Origin of the sequence: Conexibacter stalactiti, from assembly GCF_033542075.1 — a bacterium.
GTDB classification, from domain to species: domain Bacteria; phylum Actinomycetota; class Thermoleophilia; order Solirubrobacterales; family Solirubrobacteraceae; genus Conexibacter; species Conexibacter stalactiti.
Map to the genome: position 1 here is coordinate 1 of NZ_JAWSTH010000013.1, position 15,621 is coordinate 15,621.

The following is a 15,621-nucleotide window of genomic DNA, read 5'->3' on the forward strand; positions in this document are numbered from 1 at the left end:
CGCACCCGCGCCGCCCGCGGCCGCCGCGACGCCGCCGGACAGCACCGCCGGCACGAGATAGCCGCTCAGCGCGTCTGCGCCGCGAGCGCCGGCCAGCGCGCCGACAGCCGCTCCAGCAGCGCGTTCGACGCCGGCGCCACCGCCAGCCCCGGATCGGCCGCGGGCGGTTCAGGCGCCGTCAAGGCAGCGAGAGTCGCCGCGGTCGAGGCGGCGAGCGCGCCGAGCGCGTAGCCGCCCTCGAGCACGCCGCCGAGCGGCACGCCCAGCTCGGCGCCGAGGCGGCGCAGCGTGCCCGTCATCGCGGCGAAGCCGGCCTCGCTCAGCGCCATCCCGGCGAGCGGGTCGTCGCGGTGGGCGTCGAAGCCGGCCGAGACGAGGATCAGCTGCGGCGCGTAGGTGCGTGCCAGCGGCGCGACGGCGTGCTCCAGCAACGACGCGTAGAGCGCGTCGCCGCCGCCGGCCTGCAGCGGCACGTTGACCGTGTAGCCGGTCCCCGCGCCGCTGCCGACGTCGCCGGCCGGCCCGGTGCCGGGGTAGAGCGGCGCCTGGTGCAGCGAGACGAACAGGACTCTGTCGGTCGCGTGGAAGATGTCGTTGGTGCCGTTGCCGTGGTGGACGTCCCAGTCCACCACGAGCACGCGCTCCAGCCCATGGGCGTCGAGCGCGTGCTGCGCGGCGACGGCGACGTTGTCGAACAGGCAGAAGCCCATCGCCCGCGCCGCCTCGGCATGGTGGCCGGGCGGCCGCAGCGCGCTGAAGCCGGTGCGCGCCTCTCCGCTCAGCAGCAGGTCGACCAGCCGCACCGCGCCCCCGGCGGCGCGTAGCGCCGCCTCATAGGAGGCCTCGACGACGACGGTGTCGGCGTCGATCGCGCCGCCGCCGCTCGCGCACAGCTCGTCGATCGCGCGGATGTAACGGACCGGGTGCACCGCGGCAAGCGTCTCCTCCGCGACGCGCGGTGCCTCGACGCGCTCCATCCCGAACCAATCGTGACGCGCCAGCTCGTGCTCGATCGCGGTGATGCGGTCGGCCCGCTCCGGGTGCGGACCGGTGTCGTGCAGCAGCGAGGAGGGGTGCGAGAGGTAGACCGCGGGCGCCATGCGAGTACCGTACTGGCCCCCTCGCATGGAACGTCCCGTCACGATCGAGGCCGACCTCGCCGTCGTAGGTGCAGGAGGAGCCGGGCTCTACACAGCCCTCACCGCGGCCGCCGCCGGGGCGCGCGTCGCGCTCGTCTCCGCGACGCCGCTGGCGGAGTCCTCCTCGTACTGGGCACAGGGCGGGCTCGCCGCCGCGTTGGCGATCGACGACAGCCCCGAGCGCCATCTGCAGGACACGCTCGTGACCGGGCGCGGCACCGTCCGCCGCAGCGCGGCCGAGGTGCTGACCAACGAGGCGCCGGCGATGGTGAAGGACCTCGCGCGTCTCGGCGTCCACTTCGACGCCGACCGCAAGGGCCGTCTCGCTCTCGGGTTGGAGGGCGGCCACAGCGTCCGCCGGATCGTTCACGCGGGCGGCTCGGCGACCGGCCGGCGCGTCTCGCGCCAGCTGTCGGCGCTGGCGGCGGAGGATCCCCGCATCGAGGTGCTGGAGGAGAGCGCGGCGACCGCGGTGCTCACGCGTGACGGCCGCGCCGCTGGCGTGCGGCTGCGCGACGGCCGTCTCGTGATCGCGCGCGCGGTCGTGCTCGCGACCGGCGGCGCCGCGGCGCTGTGGGCGCGCTCGACCAACCCGGTCGGCTCCAGCGGCAGCGGGCTGCTGCTGGCGCAGCGGGCCGGCGCGCAGTTGGCTGACCTCGAGATGATCCAGTTCCATCCGACCGCGGTCGCGGGCGTCGACGGCGCCGACAGCTTCCTCGTGACCGAGGCGGTGCGCGGCGAGGGAGCGCTGCTGCTCGACGACCACGGCGAGCGGTTCGTCGACGAGCTGCAGCCGCGCGACGAGGTCTCGCGCGCGGTCGCGCGCAAGATGCTGGAGAGCGGCGCGCCGTCGGTGTCGCTCGACATGCGCGCGATCGACCCGGCGCTCTTCCCGAACGTCGTCACGGTGCTGCGCAGAGCGGGGCTCGATCCCGCGCGCGAGCTGGTCCCGGTCGCGCCCGCCGCGCACTACATGATGGGCGGGATCGCGACCGACCTCGACGGCCGCTCGTCGCTGCCGGCGCTGTACGCCGTCGGCGAGTGCGCCTGCACCGGCCTGCACGGCGCCAACCGGCTCGCCTCCAACTCGCTCAGCGAATGCTTCGTCTTCGGCCGCCGCGCGGCGCTCGCCGCGCTCGACGAGCCGGCGCCGAGCGGCATTCCGGAGGCGCCGCCGTCGAGCCCGCCGCCGAGATTGACGGCCGCCAGCCGCGAGGCGCTGTGGCGCGACGCGGGGATCGAGCGCGACGCCGCGGGGCTGCGCTCGCTGCTCGACGACCCGCACCCGCTCGTCCGCCTGCTGGCGGCCAGCGCGCTGGCGCGAGAGGAAAGCCGCGGCGCTCACCAACGGCGCGACTTTCCAAACATCGACGCGGCGCTCGACGGCCACCACACGGTCGTCACCGACGGCGATCCGCCGTCGTTGATGTTCTGGCGCTGACATCGCCCGTCACAGCAGCAGAAGAACGCGCACGTTCAGCGTCGCGTTCCTGACGCCCTGTCAAGCGAACGCAAACGTTTCGACTTAATACGCGGTTAACAGTTCCATGGCCTGAGCTTCACAACGCGGTGGGATGCTCCGCCGTGCCAACAGGAGTACGGCACGGGGATCGAGAAGGAGAGAACTGGCGTCATGTATCGCTTCAGCCGGGCGATCTATCGCGAACTTGCGAGCGAGATCGTCGAGGGCCCGACCACCGCGGGCACCATCAACAACCACGAGCGTGTGCTGAGAGCTTGCGAGAGCGCGATCGAGCGCCTCGCGACCGACCGCCACTACTTCGCGAGGCCGGCCCGCTCGCTGTTCCACGACATCCGCCCGTACTTCCCGATGTCGGCCCAGGCGCGGATATACCACGTGATCGACCGCTACATCGCGTGCGCCGACGAGTTCCTCTCGCGGCAGCCGATGACCGGCTACGACCTCGCCGGGAACCCGCTTCAATGCCGCGCCACGACCCGCAAGGGCACCGCCTGTCAACGCATGCCGTTGCCGCACAACGGCTATTGCCCATCCCACCAGCATCTCGCCGAGACCGAGATCGCCGCCGAGCGCGAGATCGCCGAGCGCGAAGCGGCGCTCGCCGCGGCGTAGGCCCCGGCCCCACCACCACCCGACAGCAGGGCGCCGCGCCGGATAGCGTGCGCGGCGCGATGCTGCTGGGAGTCGACGTCGGAGGGACCTTCACGGATGCCGTCCTGTTCGGGGACGGCCTGCTCGTCACGGCGAAGTCGCCGACGACGCCGGAGGACCAGTCGCTCGGCGTGATGGCCGCCGTCGCCGCCGTGCTGGAGCGCGCCGGCCGCGGCGCCGCCGACGTGACCGTATTCGCGCACGGCATGACCGTCGCGACCAACGCGCTGCTGGAGGGCAGCTCGGCGCGCACCGCGCTGATCGCGACCGCCGGCTTCGAGGACGTCGTCGAGCTGGGCCGCCAGGCGCGCGCCGACCTCTACCGCCTCTGCGCCGCCCACCCCGCGCCGCTCGTCCCGCGCGAGCTGCGCTTCGGCGCACCGGAGCGGATGACGCCCGACGGCCCGCTGCGGCCGCTCGCCGAGGACGCTGCCGCGGCGCTGGCGGCCCGGGTCGCCGCCGCGCAGCCTGATGCCGTCGCGGTCGTGCTGCTGCACGCCTACCGCCATCCCGCGCACGAGCAGGCGTTGCGCGACGCGCTCGCGGACGCGCTGCCGCGGGCGCACGTCTCGCTCTCACACGAGGTCGTCGGCACCTTCCGCGAGTACGAGCGCGCCGCGACGACGGAGATCGACGCCGCGCTCTCGCCGCTCGTCGGCCGCTACCTGCGACGGCTCGCCGAGCGGGCCGCGCAGGCCGGCCTGCCCGAGCCGGCGATCATGCAGTCCAACGGCGGCCTGATCGACCTCGACGCGGCCGCCGGCCATGCTTCCTGGACGGTCCTCTCCGGCCCGGCCGGCGGCGCCGAGGGAGCGGCCTTCGCCGCTGCCGCCGCTGGCGTCGAGCGGGCGCTCTGCTTCGACATGGGCGGCACCTCGTGCGACGTCTGCGTCGTGCACGACGGCGCCGTCGCCGAGAGCGACAAGGGCGAGATCGCCGGCCGCCCGATCGCGCTGCCGACGCTCGACGTGCACACCGTCGGCGCCGGCGGCGGCTCGATCGCCTGGCGCGACGCCGGCGGGGCGCTGCGCGTCGGGCCGCGCTCGGCCGGGGCCGTGCCCGGCCCCGCCTGCTATGGCCGCGGCGGCGAGCTGCCGACCGTCACAGACGCCAACCTGCTGCTCGGCTACCTGCCGCCCGACGCGCCGCTGTCGGAGACGGTCGCGCTCGACCTGGAGGCGGCGCGGCGCGCCGTCGACACGCTCGCGCAGGAGTTGGGGATCGACGCGCTCGCCTGCGCGGAGGGGATCGTGCGCGTCGCCAACGCCGAGATGACGCGGGCGCTGCGCGTCGTCACCGTCGAGCGCGGGATCGACCCGCGCGACCACGCGCTCGTGGCCTTCGGCGGCGCCGGCCCGCTGCATGCGGTCGCGATCGCGCAGGAGCTGGGAATCGACCGCGTGATCGCGCCACGCGCCTCCGGCGTGCTCGCCGCCTTCGGCCTCGTCGTCGCGCCGCGCCGCCGCGACGCGCAGCGCAGCGTCCTGCGCGCCGGCGCCGAGCTGACGGCGGAAGCGGTCGCGCGGGACGTGGCGGAGCTGGCCGCGCAGGCGCGCGCGGCGCTCGGGGCGCCGGATGCCGAGATCGCCGCGACCTATGCGCTGCGTTACCGCGGGCAGGCGTTCGAGCTGGTCGTCGACGGGCCGGCGGAGCCGGCGCCGGAGCAGCTGCGCGAGGCGTTCGAGGCGGCGCACGAGCGCCGCTACGGCTATCGCGACGGCGAGCAGGAGGTCGAGCTGGTGACGGTGACCGTGCGCGCGCTGGTCGAGAGCGCGGCGGGCGCCGACGCGTCGCTGCCGGCGCCGGCCGCCGGGGCGCGGCCGCCACAGCCGGGCACTCGGCGGGCACGGCTCGACGGGCGCGAGGTCGAGCTGGCCGTCTGGCGCGGCGCGCTGCCACCGGGGCTGGAGCTGACCGGCCCGGCCGTCTGCGAGCTGCCGGAGTCGACGCTGCTGGTGCCGGAGGGCTGGAGCGGCGTCGTGATGGAGAGCGGAGCGATCGACTTGAGGTTGGAGCCGCGCGGATGACCGCGCTCGACCCTGTCCAGCTGCAGGTCGTCGTCGGCGCGCTGCGGGCGACCTGCGAGGAGATGGGCGCGGTGCTGATCCGCTCCGCCCACTCGGCCAACATCAAGGAGCGGCGCGACGCCTCGACGGCGCTGTTCGACCCGGCCGGCGACATGGTGATGCAGGCCGAGCACATCCCCGTCCACCTCGGCGCGATGCCGGCGGCGGTCGCCGCGGTGCTCGGCGAGCAGCACGCGCCCGGACGATCGTGGGTCCTCAACGACCCCTACCGCGGCGGCACGCACTTGCCCGACATCACCGTCGTGACGCCGGTCTTCGACGACGACGGCGAGCTGCTCGGCTTCGCCGCCAACCGCGCTCATCACGCCGACGTCGGCGGGCCGACGCCGGGCTCGATGCCGGCCGACAGCAGAACGCTCGCCGAGGAGGGCGTCGTGATCGCGCCGCAGCCGCTCGACGAGGCGGCGATCGAGCGGCTGGCGGCGCGGATGCGCCAGCCGGCGCAGCGGCGCGCCGACCTGCGCGCCCAGCTCGCCGCCAACCGGGCGGGCGCGCTGCGGCTGGCGGAGCTGGCGCGCGGCACCGGCGTCGCGACGCTGCGGGCGGCGATGGCGGAGGTGCTCGACTACGCCGAGCGGCGAGCGCGCGCGTGCATCGCGGCGCTGCCCGACGGCGTCCTGCATGCCGAGGACGTGCTGGAAGGGGCCGACGGCGACATCCCGCTGCGACTGCGAGCGACCGTCGCCGGTGACCGGCTCGTGCTCGACTTCAGCGGCAGCGCCGCGCAGCACGACGGCAACCTCAACTGCCCGCTCGCGGTCACGCGCTCGGCCTGCTACTTCGCCGTGCGGGTGCTGACCGACCCCGACATCCCGCCGAGCGCCGGCGCCTACCGCCCGATCGAGGTGATCGCACCGGAGGGCTCGCTGCTGAACGCGCAGTCACCGCACGCGGTCGTCGCCGGCAACGTCGAGACCTCCTCGCGCGTCGCCGACCTCGTGCTGGCCGCCTTCGGGCGGGCGCTCGGCCAGGGGACGATGAACAACCTGACGCTCGGCAACGACGACTTCACCTACTACGAGACGCTCGGCGGCGGACAGGGCGCCTGCCCCGGCGCCGACGGGCCGAGCGCCGTCCACGTGGCGATGTCGAACACGCTGAACACCCCCGTGGAGGCGCTGGAGCTGGAGTTCCCGCTGCGCGTCGTGACCTACGCGCTGCGGCGCGGCTCGGGCGGCAGCGGCGCCTTCGGCGGCGGCGACGGGATCGTGCGCGAGCTGGAGGCGCTGGCGCCGATGACGTGGTCGCTGATCAGCGAGCGGCGGCGCCACGCGCCGCCGGGCGCGGCCGGCGGGGAGCCTGGCGCTCGCGGCCGCAACCTGCTCGACGGCGAGCCGCTGCCGGCGAAGGCGCGCGGCGAGCTGCGTCCGGGCGCCCGGCTGCGGATCGAGACGCCGGGCGGCGGCGGGCACGGAACGGCGCGCAAGATCCCGCCCGCACCCTGACCACGAGGCGCGTCGGCGCGCTCCAGGAAGTCGCAAATTGTCCGCACGCGTACGCGCAACGCGCGCGCGAAAACGCTTTCGCACTCCGTGAACGGGGCGTGAAAAAGCGCCAATTTGCAGGGAAATTTGGGAATTTCAAGGGTCTTCCCTAGAATGGACATCCCGCCGCGAAATGTTGCATCTTCGCGTAAACGGGCATATACGCATCCTCTCCCCTCCCCCGGAACTATGCCGATTGCTTTCAAAGAATGGGCCGTGACTGTGCGCGCGCTTGCCGAAGGCGAGCAACTCGTAACACTGCGCAAGGGCGGCATCCGCGAACAAGAGAAGCACTTCAAGCTCGAGCACGAGCGGTTCTTCCTCTACCCGACGTTCGACCACCAGCGCCGCGACCTCGTTCGTGAGTCTCACCAGCCCGAAATGGCTCGTGCGCTGGAGGAAGGCGTCTGGCCGGAGGGCGAGCCCCCGCCGCACGCGCTGACGCGCGACGGCGAGATCCCGCAGCCCGACCGCGTGAGGATTCGCGCGTGGGCCGAGGTCGCCGACCACTGGACGATCACCGATCGTCGTGCGGTCGACGCCCTCTCGCCGTTCTACGTGTGGACGCCCGACTACGCGGAGAAGCGGCTCGACTGGAAGCGCCGTCATCCACTGCATGTGGTGCTGCTGCGCACGTACCGCATCCCTCGTCCCGTCACCGTCAAGGTGCGCGACGACTACGGCGGATGTCGCAGCTGGCTGGAGATCACGCGCGACCTGCCCTTCGAGGGCACGCCGGTGCTCTCCGACGACGAGTTCGAGCGCGCCTCCGAGGAGATCCGCTCGATCGTCAACGGTCGCGTCCCCGCGCTCGTCTAGAAGCACCCTGTGAACCATCGCGGTGAGGCGCCGGCTGCCGGCATCGAACAGATTCTCGGCAGTCGTCGCGCCCTCGCGATCGGCATCGGCGGCGGCGGTGACGTCGTCGGTGCGCTCGCCGTCGCGGAGTGCGCTCGCGCGCTCGGCGGCGACGCTGTCATCGGCGGGGTCACGTGGGAGCGGCGTCCGATCGACCCGCTGCCCGGCGCCCGCACGATCGCCGAGCTGAGCGACGCCGAGGTGATCCACCCCGCCGTCGCGCTCGCCGGCCCCGACACGACCGGCCCCGGCGGCTTCCGCTTCGCGGAGTCGCACATGGCCGGCCTGCTCGGCGCCTGGGTCGTGCTGGTCGACCCCACCCCCGGTCCCGCCGCGATCGCCGACGGCATCGCCGCCGCCGCCAGACGGCTCGAGTGCGACCTCGTCGTGCTCGTCGACGTCGGCGGCGACGTGCTCGCCCACGGCCATGAGCCGGGGCTCTCCAGCCCGCTCTGCGACGCCGTCATGCTCGCCGCCGCGCCGCTGCTGGCCGAGCGCGGGATCGAGACGATCGGCGCGCTGTTCGGCGCCGGCTGCGACGCCGAGCTGACCCCAGCAGAGGTGCTGGAGCGCGTCGCCGAGGTCTCGGCCGCCGGCGGCCTGCTCGGCGTGTGGGGACTGACGCAGCCCTCCGTCGCGCGGCTGGCGCGCGCCGTCGAGGTCGTCCCGACCGAGGCCAGCGCGCAGGCGGTCGAGTGCGCCCGCGGCGCCTTCGGCCCGCTGCCGATCCGCAACGGCCGCCGCACCGTCGAGCGCACGCCGGCCGGCGCGCTGACGTTCTTCTTCGACCCCGCCGCGGCGATCGACTCGGCGGCCCGCTGCGCGAAGGCCGTGCTCGGCGCGCAGGACATGGAGGCCGCGCAGGAGATCCTCGCCGCGCAGGGGATCCGCACCGAGCTCGACTACGAGCGCGACGCCGCCGCCGGACTGATCTGAGTGCGCCGGATCGCGTCGCTGCTGAGCGTCGTGGTCCTGCTGACGAGCGGCGCCGCCGGCGCACTCGCCGCACCGCCCCAGCCGCTCCCCTACCGCGCCGGCGACTTCGGCACCGTCCGCGACGTGCTGCCGCCCGGCACCGATGGCGCCGCCAACCGCGACCAGCTGCTCGCGTTCCTCTCAAACGGCGCCCGCCCGACCCACAACGATGACCAGCTCGCGATGTACGCGGCGCTGACGTCGACGCCGCTGCCGCTGCGCACCGCCGATCTGAACCGCCTCTTCAAGGACGCCTCCTTCGGCGTCAGAGCTGGCGAGGCGGAGCGCGCCTACAGCCCGCGCGAGGACGTCACGATCGTGCGCGACCGCCAGTACGGCGTGCCGCGGATCTACGGCGCCACGCGCGCTGGAACGATGTTCGGCGCCGGCTACAGCGCCGCCGAGGACCGCCTCTTCTTCCTCGACGTGCTGCGCCACCTCGGCCGCGCGCAGCTGGCGGCCTTCGCCGGCGGCTCGCCCGGCAACGTCGCGATGGACCGCGAGCAGTGGCGCGCGGCGCCGTACAGCGAGGCCGACCTGACCGCCCAGCTCGACGCGCTGCCGCGCCGCTACGGCGCCGAGGGCCGGAAGCTGCGCGCCGACCTCGACGCCTACACCGCCGGCGTCAACGCCTTCATCGACCGCGCCCGCGTCGACCCGCTGGAGCTGCCCGGCGAGTATGCCTTCACCGGCAACGTCGCGGGCCCGCAGCCGTGGAAGCCCGAGGACGCCGTCGCGATCGCGTCGCTGGTCGGCGCGACCTTCGGCAACGGCGGCGGCGGGGAGCTGGAGCAGGCGCTGCTGCTGGAGAGCTTCCAGGACCGCTTCGGCGCCCGCCTCGGCAGACGGTTGTGGAGCGACTGGCGCAGCGCCGACGATCCCGAGGCGCCGACGACGGTGCGCGGCCGCCGCTTCCCCTACGACCTGCCGCCGCGCACGCCGGCGCGCGGCAGCCTCGCGCTGCCCGACCGCGGCACGCTGCGCAGCGCCGAGGTCGCGAGGCGGCGCGCGCCCCGCGCCGCCTCCAACGCGCTCGTCGTCTCGGGCAGGCTGTCGAAGTCGGGCCATCCGCTGGCCGTCTTCGGGCCGCAGGTGGGCTACTTCTCCCCGCAGATCCTCGTCGAGCAGGAGCTGCACGGACCGGGCATCGACGCCCGTGGCGCGGCCTTCGCCGGCGTCAACATGTACGTCCAGCTCGGCCGCGGACCGGACTACGCCTGGAGCGCGACCTCGGCCGGCCAGGACATCATCGACACGTTCGCGCTGCCGCTCTGCGCGCCCGGCGGCGGCCGCCCGTCGATCGGCTCGGCCCACTACCTGCTCGGCGGCCGCTGCCGCCCGATGGAGCTGCTGACGCGACGCGACGCGTGGAGACCGAGCATCGCCGACTCGACCCCGGCCGGCGCGATCGAGCTGCGCGCTCAGCGCACGCTGCGCGGGATCGTCGTCGCGCGCGGGCGGGTCGGCGGGCGCCCGGTCGTCTACGTCGAGCGGCGCTCGACCTACGGCCGCGAGCTCGACTCCGCGCGCGGCTTCGCCGCCTTCAACGACCCCGGCCGGATCCGCTCGGCGCGCGACTTCCAGCGCGCCGCCGCGCAGGTCGACTACACGTTCAACTGGTTCTACCTCGACGACCGCGAGACCGCCTACTTCAACTCCGGCGCCAACCCGCGGCGGCCGCGCGGCGTCGACGGCAACCTGCCGACGAGCGCACGCTTCGGCTGGCGCGGGATCGGCACGCCGTTCGCCGAGCACCCGCAGGCGCGCGACCAGGACGTGCTGACGAGCTGGAACAACAAGCAGGCGCCCGCCTACGCGGCCGCCAACGGGCAGACCTTCGGTCCCGTCTACCGCTCGCAGTCGCTCGACGCCGCGATCGCCGCGCGCACGCGCGGCGGGCGCCGGCTCGACCGCGCCGGGCTCGTCAGCGCGATGGCGGAGGCGGCGACCGTCGACCTGCGCGCGACGCAGGTACTGCCGTGGGCGCTGCGCGTGCTCGGCAGACCGCGCGATCCGCGGCTGCGGCGCGCGGTCGCGGAGCTGCGGGCGAGGATCGCAGAAGGCGGCCACCGGCGCGCGCGCAGCGTCGGCGCGCCGTATCCGCACGCGGAGGCGATCCAGATCCTCGACGCCTGGTGGCCGCGCTGGATGCGGGCGCAGTTCGGGCCGCGGCTCGGCGACCGGCTCTATCGCCAGCTCGTCGCCGCGATCCCGCAGGACGACCCGCCGCATGGGCGCGACGGCGAGCATCGCGGCTCGGCCTTCCAGACCGGCTGGTACGGCTACGCGCAGAAGGACCTGCGGACGCTGCTCGGCGCGCCGGTGCGCGGCCGCTACGGCCGCGTCTACTGCGGTCGCGGCTCCCTGAGACGGTGCCGCGGTGTGCTGGAGCGGTCGCTGCGCGCGGCGCTGGCGGTCCCGGCGAGCGAGCTGTACGCCGACGAGGGCTGCGCCAGAGCCGGTCAAGCCGGCTCGCCGAGCTGCTACGACGCGATCCGCTTCCAGGCGCTCGGCGGCATCACGCAGCCGCCGATCGCGTGGCAGAACCGCCCGACGTACCAGCAGGTCGTCGAGATGCACGGCCACCGTCCGCGCTGACATCATCCCGGGCGCATGGCATGGGACGAGACGTTCTCGGCCTCCTTCCGCGCCCGCCACGAGACGGCGGACGCCGACGACGCGGCCCGCATGCTCGACTCGCTCGAGCGCACACGCGCACGGCTCGACGTGCTCTTCCCCAGAACGGTCGCCGACGTCACGGTCGTCTTCCACAGATCGCCGATCCTGCTCGACCTCGCGCACCCGCTGGTGCCGGTCGAACGGCTGCTGACGGCGGCCGCGGCGCGCCGCTACGTCGTCGGCTCGGTGACGGCGAACACGATCCACATGTTGGCGCCGAGAGTCCTGACGCAGCGCGCCTCGAAGGTCGACGGCTCACGCGAGATGCTGCAGCGCGCCCCCGACGTGCTCTACGCGCGTCTCGTCGTCGGCGTCAACAACCGCCGCCTGCCGCCGCCGTCGACACCGCCTGCGGTGCTGCACCGGCTGCGCTGGGCGTGGCTGGTCGAGGGCGCGGCGCGCTTCTTCGCCGGCCAGGTCGAGCACGCCCGTCCGGCGATCTCTCGCCGGCTGCGCGAAGGCGGCCGCCCCGCCTTTCCGCCGAGCCTGCGCGACGCCGCGCTGCTCGGCGGCACCGTGCTCGACCTGCTCGCGCGTGAGGAGGGCCCGGAGGCGGCGATGCGGCTGGCCTGCTTCCTCGACCCCGACGGCCCCGAGAAGGCGCTGCGCGACGCCTTCGGCGGGCGCGAGCTGGTCCACACCGAGGGCGCGTGGCGCTCCCACCTGGCGCGGCTGGCCGACCTCGGCGGCGCGACCGCGCCGCGCCGGCGCCACTAGGCCGCCCGGCCTCGCCGCTAGAGCGACTCGACGATGTAGGCGCAGACGGCGACGACCGCGATCGCCGCGAGGATGAACGCGAGCAGCTTCAGCGGCGAGGGGCCGACTGGGCGCTCGTCAGGCAGCAGATGCGCCTGCAGCAGCACGTCGCGCGAGGCCGAGACGCCGGAGCGCGGCACCATCACGTCGCGCGGGCCGGAGGCGAGGAAATCGGGCACGTCGAAGCCCATGCTGCGCCGCAGGATGCTGGGGACGCCCTCCTCCAGCAGCAGCCCCTGGATGAACTCGCCCTCTATCTGATTTCTGACGCCCAGCACGCGCACCAACTCCCCCTGCGCGTACTCGGGGTTGACCTTGCCCGCCGTGTCGTCACGCGGGAGTGTCATCGCGCTACTCGACGATCAGCTCCGCTTCGCTGACGGCGCCGTCGACGATCCGCCAGGCGCGCACGTCGGGCTCGGCGTTCGCGATCCCGACGATCACGTACAGCGAGTCGGGATAGAAGGCGAGGTTGATGTCCGTCTGCGACGGCTCGGGCGCGGTGCGCGTGTGCGAGTGGTAGATCGCGCCGAGGTCGTGGCCGCCGTCCTCGATCGCGTCGAGGATCTCGAGCTGCTGACGGCCGTCGATCTCATAGCGCAGCGGGCTGGCGGCGGTGTTCTCCGCCGGGAAGATTCTGACCGCGGTGCCGTCGGCCGAAGCGATCATGCCGCAGCATTCGTTCGGCGCCTCGGCACGGGCGTGGGCGATCAGTTGGTCGTAGAGCTCGCGGGCGATCTTCATCGCCCGCGATTCTACGGGCTGCTACGCGGCGTCGCGCTTCTCGCTGCGGACAGCGGTCAGCTCGCGCTCGTCGTCATCGTCCTTGCCGTTGATGCCGGCGAGCGAGTCCTTGAACTCGCGCATGCCCTTGCCGATCGACTTGCCCGCCTCGGGCAGCTTCTTCGGGCCGAGGATGACGAGAGCGATGACGAGGACCAGGATGATCTCCATCGGTCCGATCTGAGAGAACATTGGCGTTCCTGCTCCTTCGTAGCTGGACCATCCGCCGCCATGAAGGGGCACGACGCGGACGGGAGGTGCGGATGGGTTCGTTCAATGCTAGCCCTAATGCGGCGGAAGGACCAGAGCGGATCACGGAATGGCCGCATCCCCCGTTTCGAACGGGCTCGGGACGACGACCTCCGGGATCTCGCTCAGCAGGCCGCGCAGGACCGTCGCGTGCTGACCCTCGGCGGCCATGATCTGCGTCGCCAGCGTCACCAACCGCGGGTCGCTCAGCTCCCGCACCGCCGCGAGATAGCCCGCCATCTGCGCGTTCTCCAGCTCGACGGCGAAGCGCGCCACGTCGCCGCGCGTGACCACCTCGTCGAGCGGGTGCGTCAGCCCGAGCGCCGCGCGGGCGCGCCCCAGCGCGGCGTCACCGGCAGGTGCCGCGGGCGCTCTGCCCCCGAGCGTGTCGAGCTCGCTCGCGAGCACCGCGGCATGGTCGCGCTCCTGCTGGCGCAGGCGCCGCAGCAGCCGCCGCAGCCGCGGCTCCAGCGGGCCGTCGCGCAGGGCGACGCCATAGCTGGCGATCACCACCTGCTCCAGCGCCAGCGCATCCGCCACGATCGTCGCGTCGCTCATCGGCCGCCCGTCACGAACGCGGTCGGCAGCGGCTGGCGCCCCAGCCGCTGCCGGACGACCGCCTGGTGCTCGGCCTCGACGACGGCGATCGACGCCGCCGTCGCCCGCAGCAGCGGGTCGGTCAGCCGCGGGACGATCTGGAGATAGACGGCGATCGTCTCCTGCTCGACGCGCTCGAGCGTTCTGAGCACGTCGGCGGAGGTGCCGGGCAGGCCGAAGTCGTAGCTGGGGCGCGGCCCGACGGCCGGCCCGCCAAGGCCCCCGATCAGCTCGCGCAGCCGCGCCACGTGGGCGCGCTCGTGCGCGAGGAAGCACTCGGCGTCGGCGAGCGCCTGCGCTTCGAGCAGCGGCAGCCCGGAGAGGTAGGCCGCGACCTGGCGGTACTCGGCAGCGAGCGCGCCGCCGAGCAGCTCAGCGTCGCCGCTGACGCCGGGCGGGATCCGCCCCGGCGTCGTGGAGAAGTCCTCGACCGGCTCGACCTCGTCACCGCCGCAGCCGCCCAGCAGCGTGCCGCCGGCGACTGCCGACGTGACGGCCGGCAACGTCGCGAGGCCGGCAGCGGCCCCGCGCAGAAAGGTCCGTCGCGACGGTCTCGCTACCACCAGACGGTCGAGTCGAGGTTCTCCACCTCGTCGACCGGCAGGGTGTAGATGCCCGAGGAGAGGTACTTCCAGCCGTCGTCGCAGACGATGAAGACGACGTTGCCCTCGTCCAGCTCGTTGGCGATCCGCACCGCCACCCGGGCGATCGCGCCCGAGGAGACGCCGGCGAAGATGCCCTCCTCGTCGAGCAGCTTGCGCGTCCAGATGATCGCGTCGCGGTTGGTGACGAAGATCTTGCGGTCGAGCAGCGAGAGGTCGATGATCGGCGGGATGAAGCCGTCGTCGAGCGAGCGCAGGCCCTGCACGGGCTCGCCCTGCATCGGCTCCGCGGCGACGATCTTGACGGCGTCGCCGAGCGTCTCCTTGAAGCGGCGGGCGTTGCCCATCAGCGTGCCGCCGGTGCCGAGACCGGCGACGAAGGCGCTGATCTCGTCCAGCTCTTCGAGGATCTCAAGCGCCGTGCCGTTGTAGTGGGCGTTGGGGTTGGCCTCGTTGCCGTACTGGTACGGCATGTAGTACTGCGGATCGGCCTCCGCCATCTGCAACGCGAGCTCGACGGCGCCGTTGGAACCCTTCGAGCCGTCCGAGTAGACGATCTCGGCGCCGTACATCTGCAGCAGCTGGGTGCGCTCCGGCGTCACGTTGTCGGGCATCACGACCTTGAGTCTGTAGCCCTTGCGCTTGCAGATCATCGCGAGCGAGATGCCGGTGTTGCCGGAGGTCGGCTCGAGGATCGTCTGACCGGGCTTGATCGCGCCTCTGGCCTCGGCGTCCTCGATCAGCGAGCGCGCGACGCGGTCCTTGACCGAGCCCGTCGGGTTGCTCGACTCGAGCTTGGCCCAGATGCGCACGCCGGGCTTCGGCGAGAGGCGCTTGAGCTCGACGAGCGGGGTGTTGCCGATCGCCTGGACGATGTCGCCGTAGCGACCGCCGCAGGGCTTGTTCTCGAGGCGTTCAGAGGCCATTACTTCACGGAGTGTAGCGGCGCGGCGCAAGCGGGATCCGGGCACCTGTCAGTGCCCGGATGCCACTGCGGATGTGTCAGGCGCCGCCGGCCATCGCCGGCAGGATGACGAGCGTGTCGCCCTCGCCGACGGCCGTCTGCAGGCCGTCGAGCACCCGCACGTCCTCGTCGTTGAGGTAGACGTTGACGTAACGGTTCAGCTCGCCGTCGGCCGCGAACAGCTGCGACTGCGTCTGCGGGTGGTCGCTCGCGAGCGACTTGAGCACCTCGCCGACGTTGCTGCCGTCGGCGCTCACGGTCTTCTCGCCGCCGACCGACGGACGCAGGACCGGTGGGATCTTCACGGTTGCCAT

At 73.6% G+C, this 15,621-nt stretch carries 16 protein-coding genes; 8 read left to right on the top strand and 8 right to left on the bottom strand.

Annotated elements, in window-relative coordinates; translation table 11 throughout:
- Positions 1-65: 65 nt before the first annotated feature.
- On the bottom strand, positions 66-1,100 hold the full coding sequence (locus R7226_RS07330; RefSeq protein ID WP_318596396.1) for a histone deacetylase family protein: 1,035 nt from the start codon (positions 1,098-1,100) through the stop codon (positions 66-68).
- A 25-nt stretch (positions 1,101-1,125) separates the two neighbouring features.
- On the opposite strand from R7226_RS07330, the gene R7226_RS07335 reads away from it, so the two are divergent.
- The 8 genes from R7226_RS07335 to R7226_RS07370 all read left to right on the top strand — a co-directional run bounded on the left by R7226_RS07335 (position 1,126) and on the right by R7226_RS07370 (position 12,073).
- Positions 1,126-2,580, top strand: a complete 1,455-nt coding sequence (locus tag R7226_RS07335; protein WP_318596397.1) for an L-aspartate oxidase — start codon at positions 1,126-1,128, stop codon at positions 2,578-2,580.
- A gap of 192 nt (positions 2,581-2,772) precedes the next feature.
- Positions 2,773-3,234 carry a hypothetical protein gene (locus R7226_RS07340; RefSeq protein WP_318596398.1) on the top strand — a complete coding sequence of 154 codons (462 nt, stop codon included), beginning with the start codon at positions 2,773-2,775 and terminating at the stop codon, positions 3,232-3,234.
- A gap of 59 nt (positions 3,235-3,293) precedes the next feature.
- Positions 3,294-5,300 carry a hydantoinase/oxoprolinase family protein gene (locus R7226_RS07345; protein WP_318596399.1) on the top strand — a complete coding sequence of 669 codons (2,007 nt, stop codon included), beginning with the start codon at positions 3,294-3,296 and terminating at the stop codon, positions 5,298-5,300.
- Positions 5,297-6,805: a hydantoinase B/oxoprolinase family protein gene (locus tag R7226_RS07350; RefSeq protein WP_318596400.1), complete on the top strand. Its 1,509-nt coding sequence runs from the start codon at positions 5,297-5,299 to the stop codon at positions 6,803-6,805. The genes R7226_RS07345 and R7226_RS07350 overlap by 4 nt, the downstream gene beginning before the upstream one ends.
- 228 nt (positions 6,806-7,033) lie before the next feature.
- Positions 7,034-7,663 (top strand): DUF1802 family protein, encoded by a 630-nt coding sequence (locus R7226_RS07355; RefSeq protein ID WP_318596482.1) that lies wholly within the window; start codon positions 7,034-7,036, stop codon positions 7,661-7,663.
- 9 nt (positions 7,664-7,672) lie between these two features.
- Positions 7,673-8,638, top strand: a complete 966-nt coding sequence (locus R7226_RS07360) for a DUF1152 domain-containing protein (RefSeq protein WP_318596401.1) — start codon at positions 7,673-7,675, stop codon at positions 8,636-8,638.
- The gene (locus tag R7226_RS07365) at positions 8,639-11,275 is read left to right on the top strand and encodes a penicillin acylase family protein (RefSeq protein WP_318596402.1); all 2,637 of its coding nucleotides are present in this window, start codon (positions 8,639-8,641) and stop codon (positions 11,273-11,275) included.
- Between the two features lie 15 nt (positions 11,276-11,290).
- The gene (locus R7226_RS07370; protein ID WP_318596403.1) at positions 11,291-12,073 is read left to right on the top strand and encodes a hypothetical protein; all 783 of its coding nucleotides are present in this window, start codon (positions 11,291-11,293) and stop codon (positions 12,071-12,073) included.
- A gap of 17 nt (positions 12,074-12,090) precedes the next feature.
- Here the strand turns inward: R7226_RS07370 and R7226_RS07375 are convergent, their stop codons facing one another.
- The 7 genes from R7226_RS07375 to R7226_RS07405 form a co-directional block, all read right to left on the bottom strand.
- The gene (locus R7226_RS07375; protein WP_318596404.1) at positions 12,091-12,459 is read right to left on the bottom strand and encodes a hypothetical protein; all 369 of its coding nucleotides are present in this window, start codon (positions 12,457-12,459) and stop codon (positions 12,091-12,093) included.
- Between the two features lie 4 nt (positions 12,460-12,463).
- Positions 12,464-12,856 (bottom strand): M67 family metallopeptidase, encoded by a 393-nt coding sequence (locus tag R7226_RS07380; protein ID WP_318596405.1) that lies wholly within the window; start codon positions 12,854-12,856, stop codon positions 12,464-12,466.
- A 21-nt stretch (positions 12,857-12,877) separates the two neighbouring features.
- Complete coding sequence (locus tag R7226_RS07385; RefSeq protein WP_318596406.1) at positions 12,878-13,087, bottom strand: twin-arginine translocase TatA/TatE family subunit; 210 nt, start codon at positions 13,085-13,087, stop codon at positions 12,878-12,880.
- A 120-nt stretch (positions 13,088-13,207) separates the two neighbouring features.
- Positions 13,208-13,702, bottom strand: coding sequence for a ferritin-like domain-containing protein (locus tag R7226_RS07390; protein WP_318596407.1), 495 nt, complete (start codon positions 13,700-13,702; stop codon positions 13,208-13,210).
- Positions 13,699-14,304: a ferritin-like domain-containing protein gene (locus R7226_RS07395; RefSeq protein ID WP_318596408.1), complete on the bottom strand. Its 606-nt coding sequence runs from the start codon at positions 14,302-14,304 to the stop codon at positions 13,699-13,701. Before R7226_RS07395 ends, R7226_RS07390 begins: the two co-directional genes overlap by 4 nt.
- Complete coding sequence (locus R7226_RS07400) at positions 14,298-15,269, bottom strand: PLP-dependent cysteine synthase family protein (protein ID WP_318596409.1); 972 nt, start codon at positions 15,267-15,269, stop codon at positions 14,298-14,300. The genes R7226_RS07395 and R7226_RS07400 overlap by 7 nt, the downstream gene beginning before the upstream one ends.
- 76 nt (positions 15,270-15,345) lie before the next feature.
- On the bottom strand, positions 15,346-15,621 hold the full coding sequence (locus R7226_RS07405; protein ID WP_318596410.1) for a ubiquitin-like small modifier protein 1: 276 nt from the start codon (positions 15,619-15,621) through the stop codon (positions 15,346-15,348).

Bases quoted from the DNA above. Each gene is read 5' to 3' on its own strand.
- R7226_RS07340 (WP_318596398.1), top strand. From the start codon at position 2,773: ATGTATCGCTTCAGCCGGGCGATCTATCGCGAACTTGCGAGCGAGATC.
- R7226_RS07385 (WP_318596406.1), bottom strand. From the start codon at position 13,087: ATGTTCTCTCAGATCGGACCGATGGAGATCATCCTGGTCCTCGTCATC.
- R7226_RS07405 (WP_318596410.1), bottom strand. From the start codon at position 15,621: ATGGCAACCGTGAAGATCCCACCGGTCCTGCGTCCGTCGGTCGGCGGC.
- R7226_RS07390 (WP_318596407.1), bottom strand. From the start codon at position 13,702: ATGAGCGACGCGACGATCGTGGCGGATGCGCTGGCGCTGGAGCAGGTG.
- R7226_RS07330 (WP_318596396.1), bottom strand. From the start codon at position 1,100: ATGGCGCCCGCGGTCTACCTCTCGCACCCCTCCTCGCTGCTGCACGAC.
- R7226_RS07375 (WP_318596404.1), bottom strand. From the start codon at position 12,459: ATGACACTCCCGCGTGACGACACGGCGGGCAAGGTCAACCCCGAGTAC.
- R7226_RS07370 (WP_318596403.1), top strand. From the start codon at position 11,291: ATGGCATGGGACGAGACGTTCTCGGCCTCCTTCCGCGCCCGCCACGAG.
- R7226_RS07355 (WP_318596482.1), top strand. From the start codon at position 7,034: ATGCCGATTGCTTTCAAAGAATGGGCCGTGACTGTGCGCGCGCTTGCC.
- R7226_RS07350 (WP_318596400.1), top strand. From the start codon at position 5,297: ATGACCGCGCTCGACCCTGTCCAGCTGCAGGTCGTCGTCGGCGCGCTG.
- R7226_RS07335 (WP_318596397.1), top strand. From the start codon at position 1,126: ATGGAACGTCCCGTCACGATCGAGGCCGACCTCGCCGTCGTAGGTGCA.
- R7226_RS07400 (WP_318596409.1), bottom strand. From the start codon at position 15,269: ATGGCCTCTGAACGCCTCGAGAACAAGCCCTGCGGCGGTCGCTACGGC.
- R7226_RS07380 (WP_318596405.1), bottom strand. From the start codon at position 12,856: ATGAAGATCGCCCGCGAGCTCTACGACCAACTGATCGCCCACGCCCGT.
- R7226_RS07345 (WP_318596399.1), top strand. From the start codon at position 3,294: ATGCTGCTGGGAGTCGACGTCGGAGGGACCTTCACGGATGCCGTCCTG.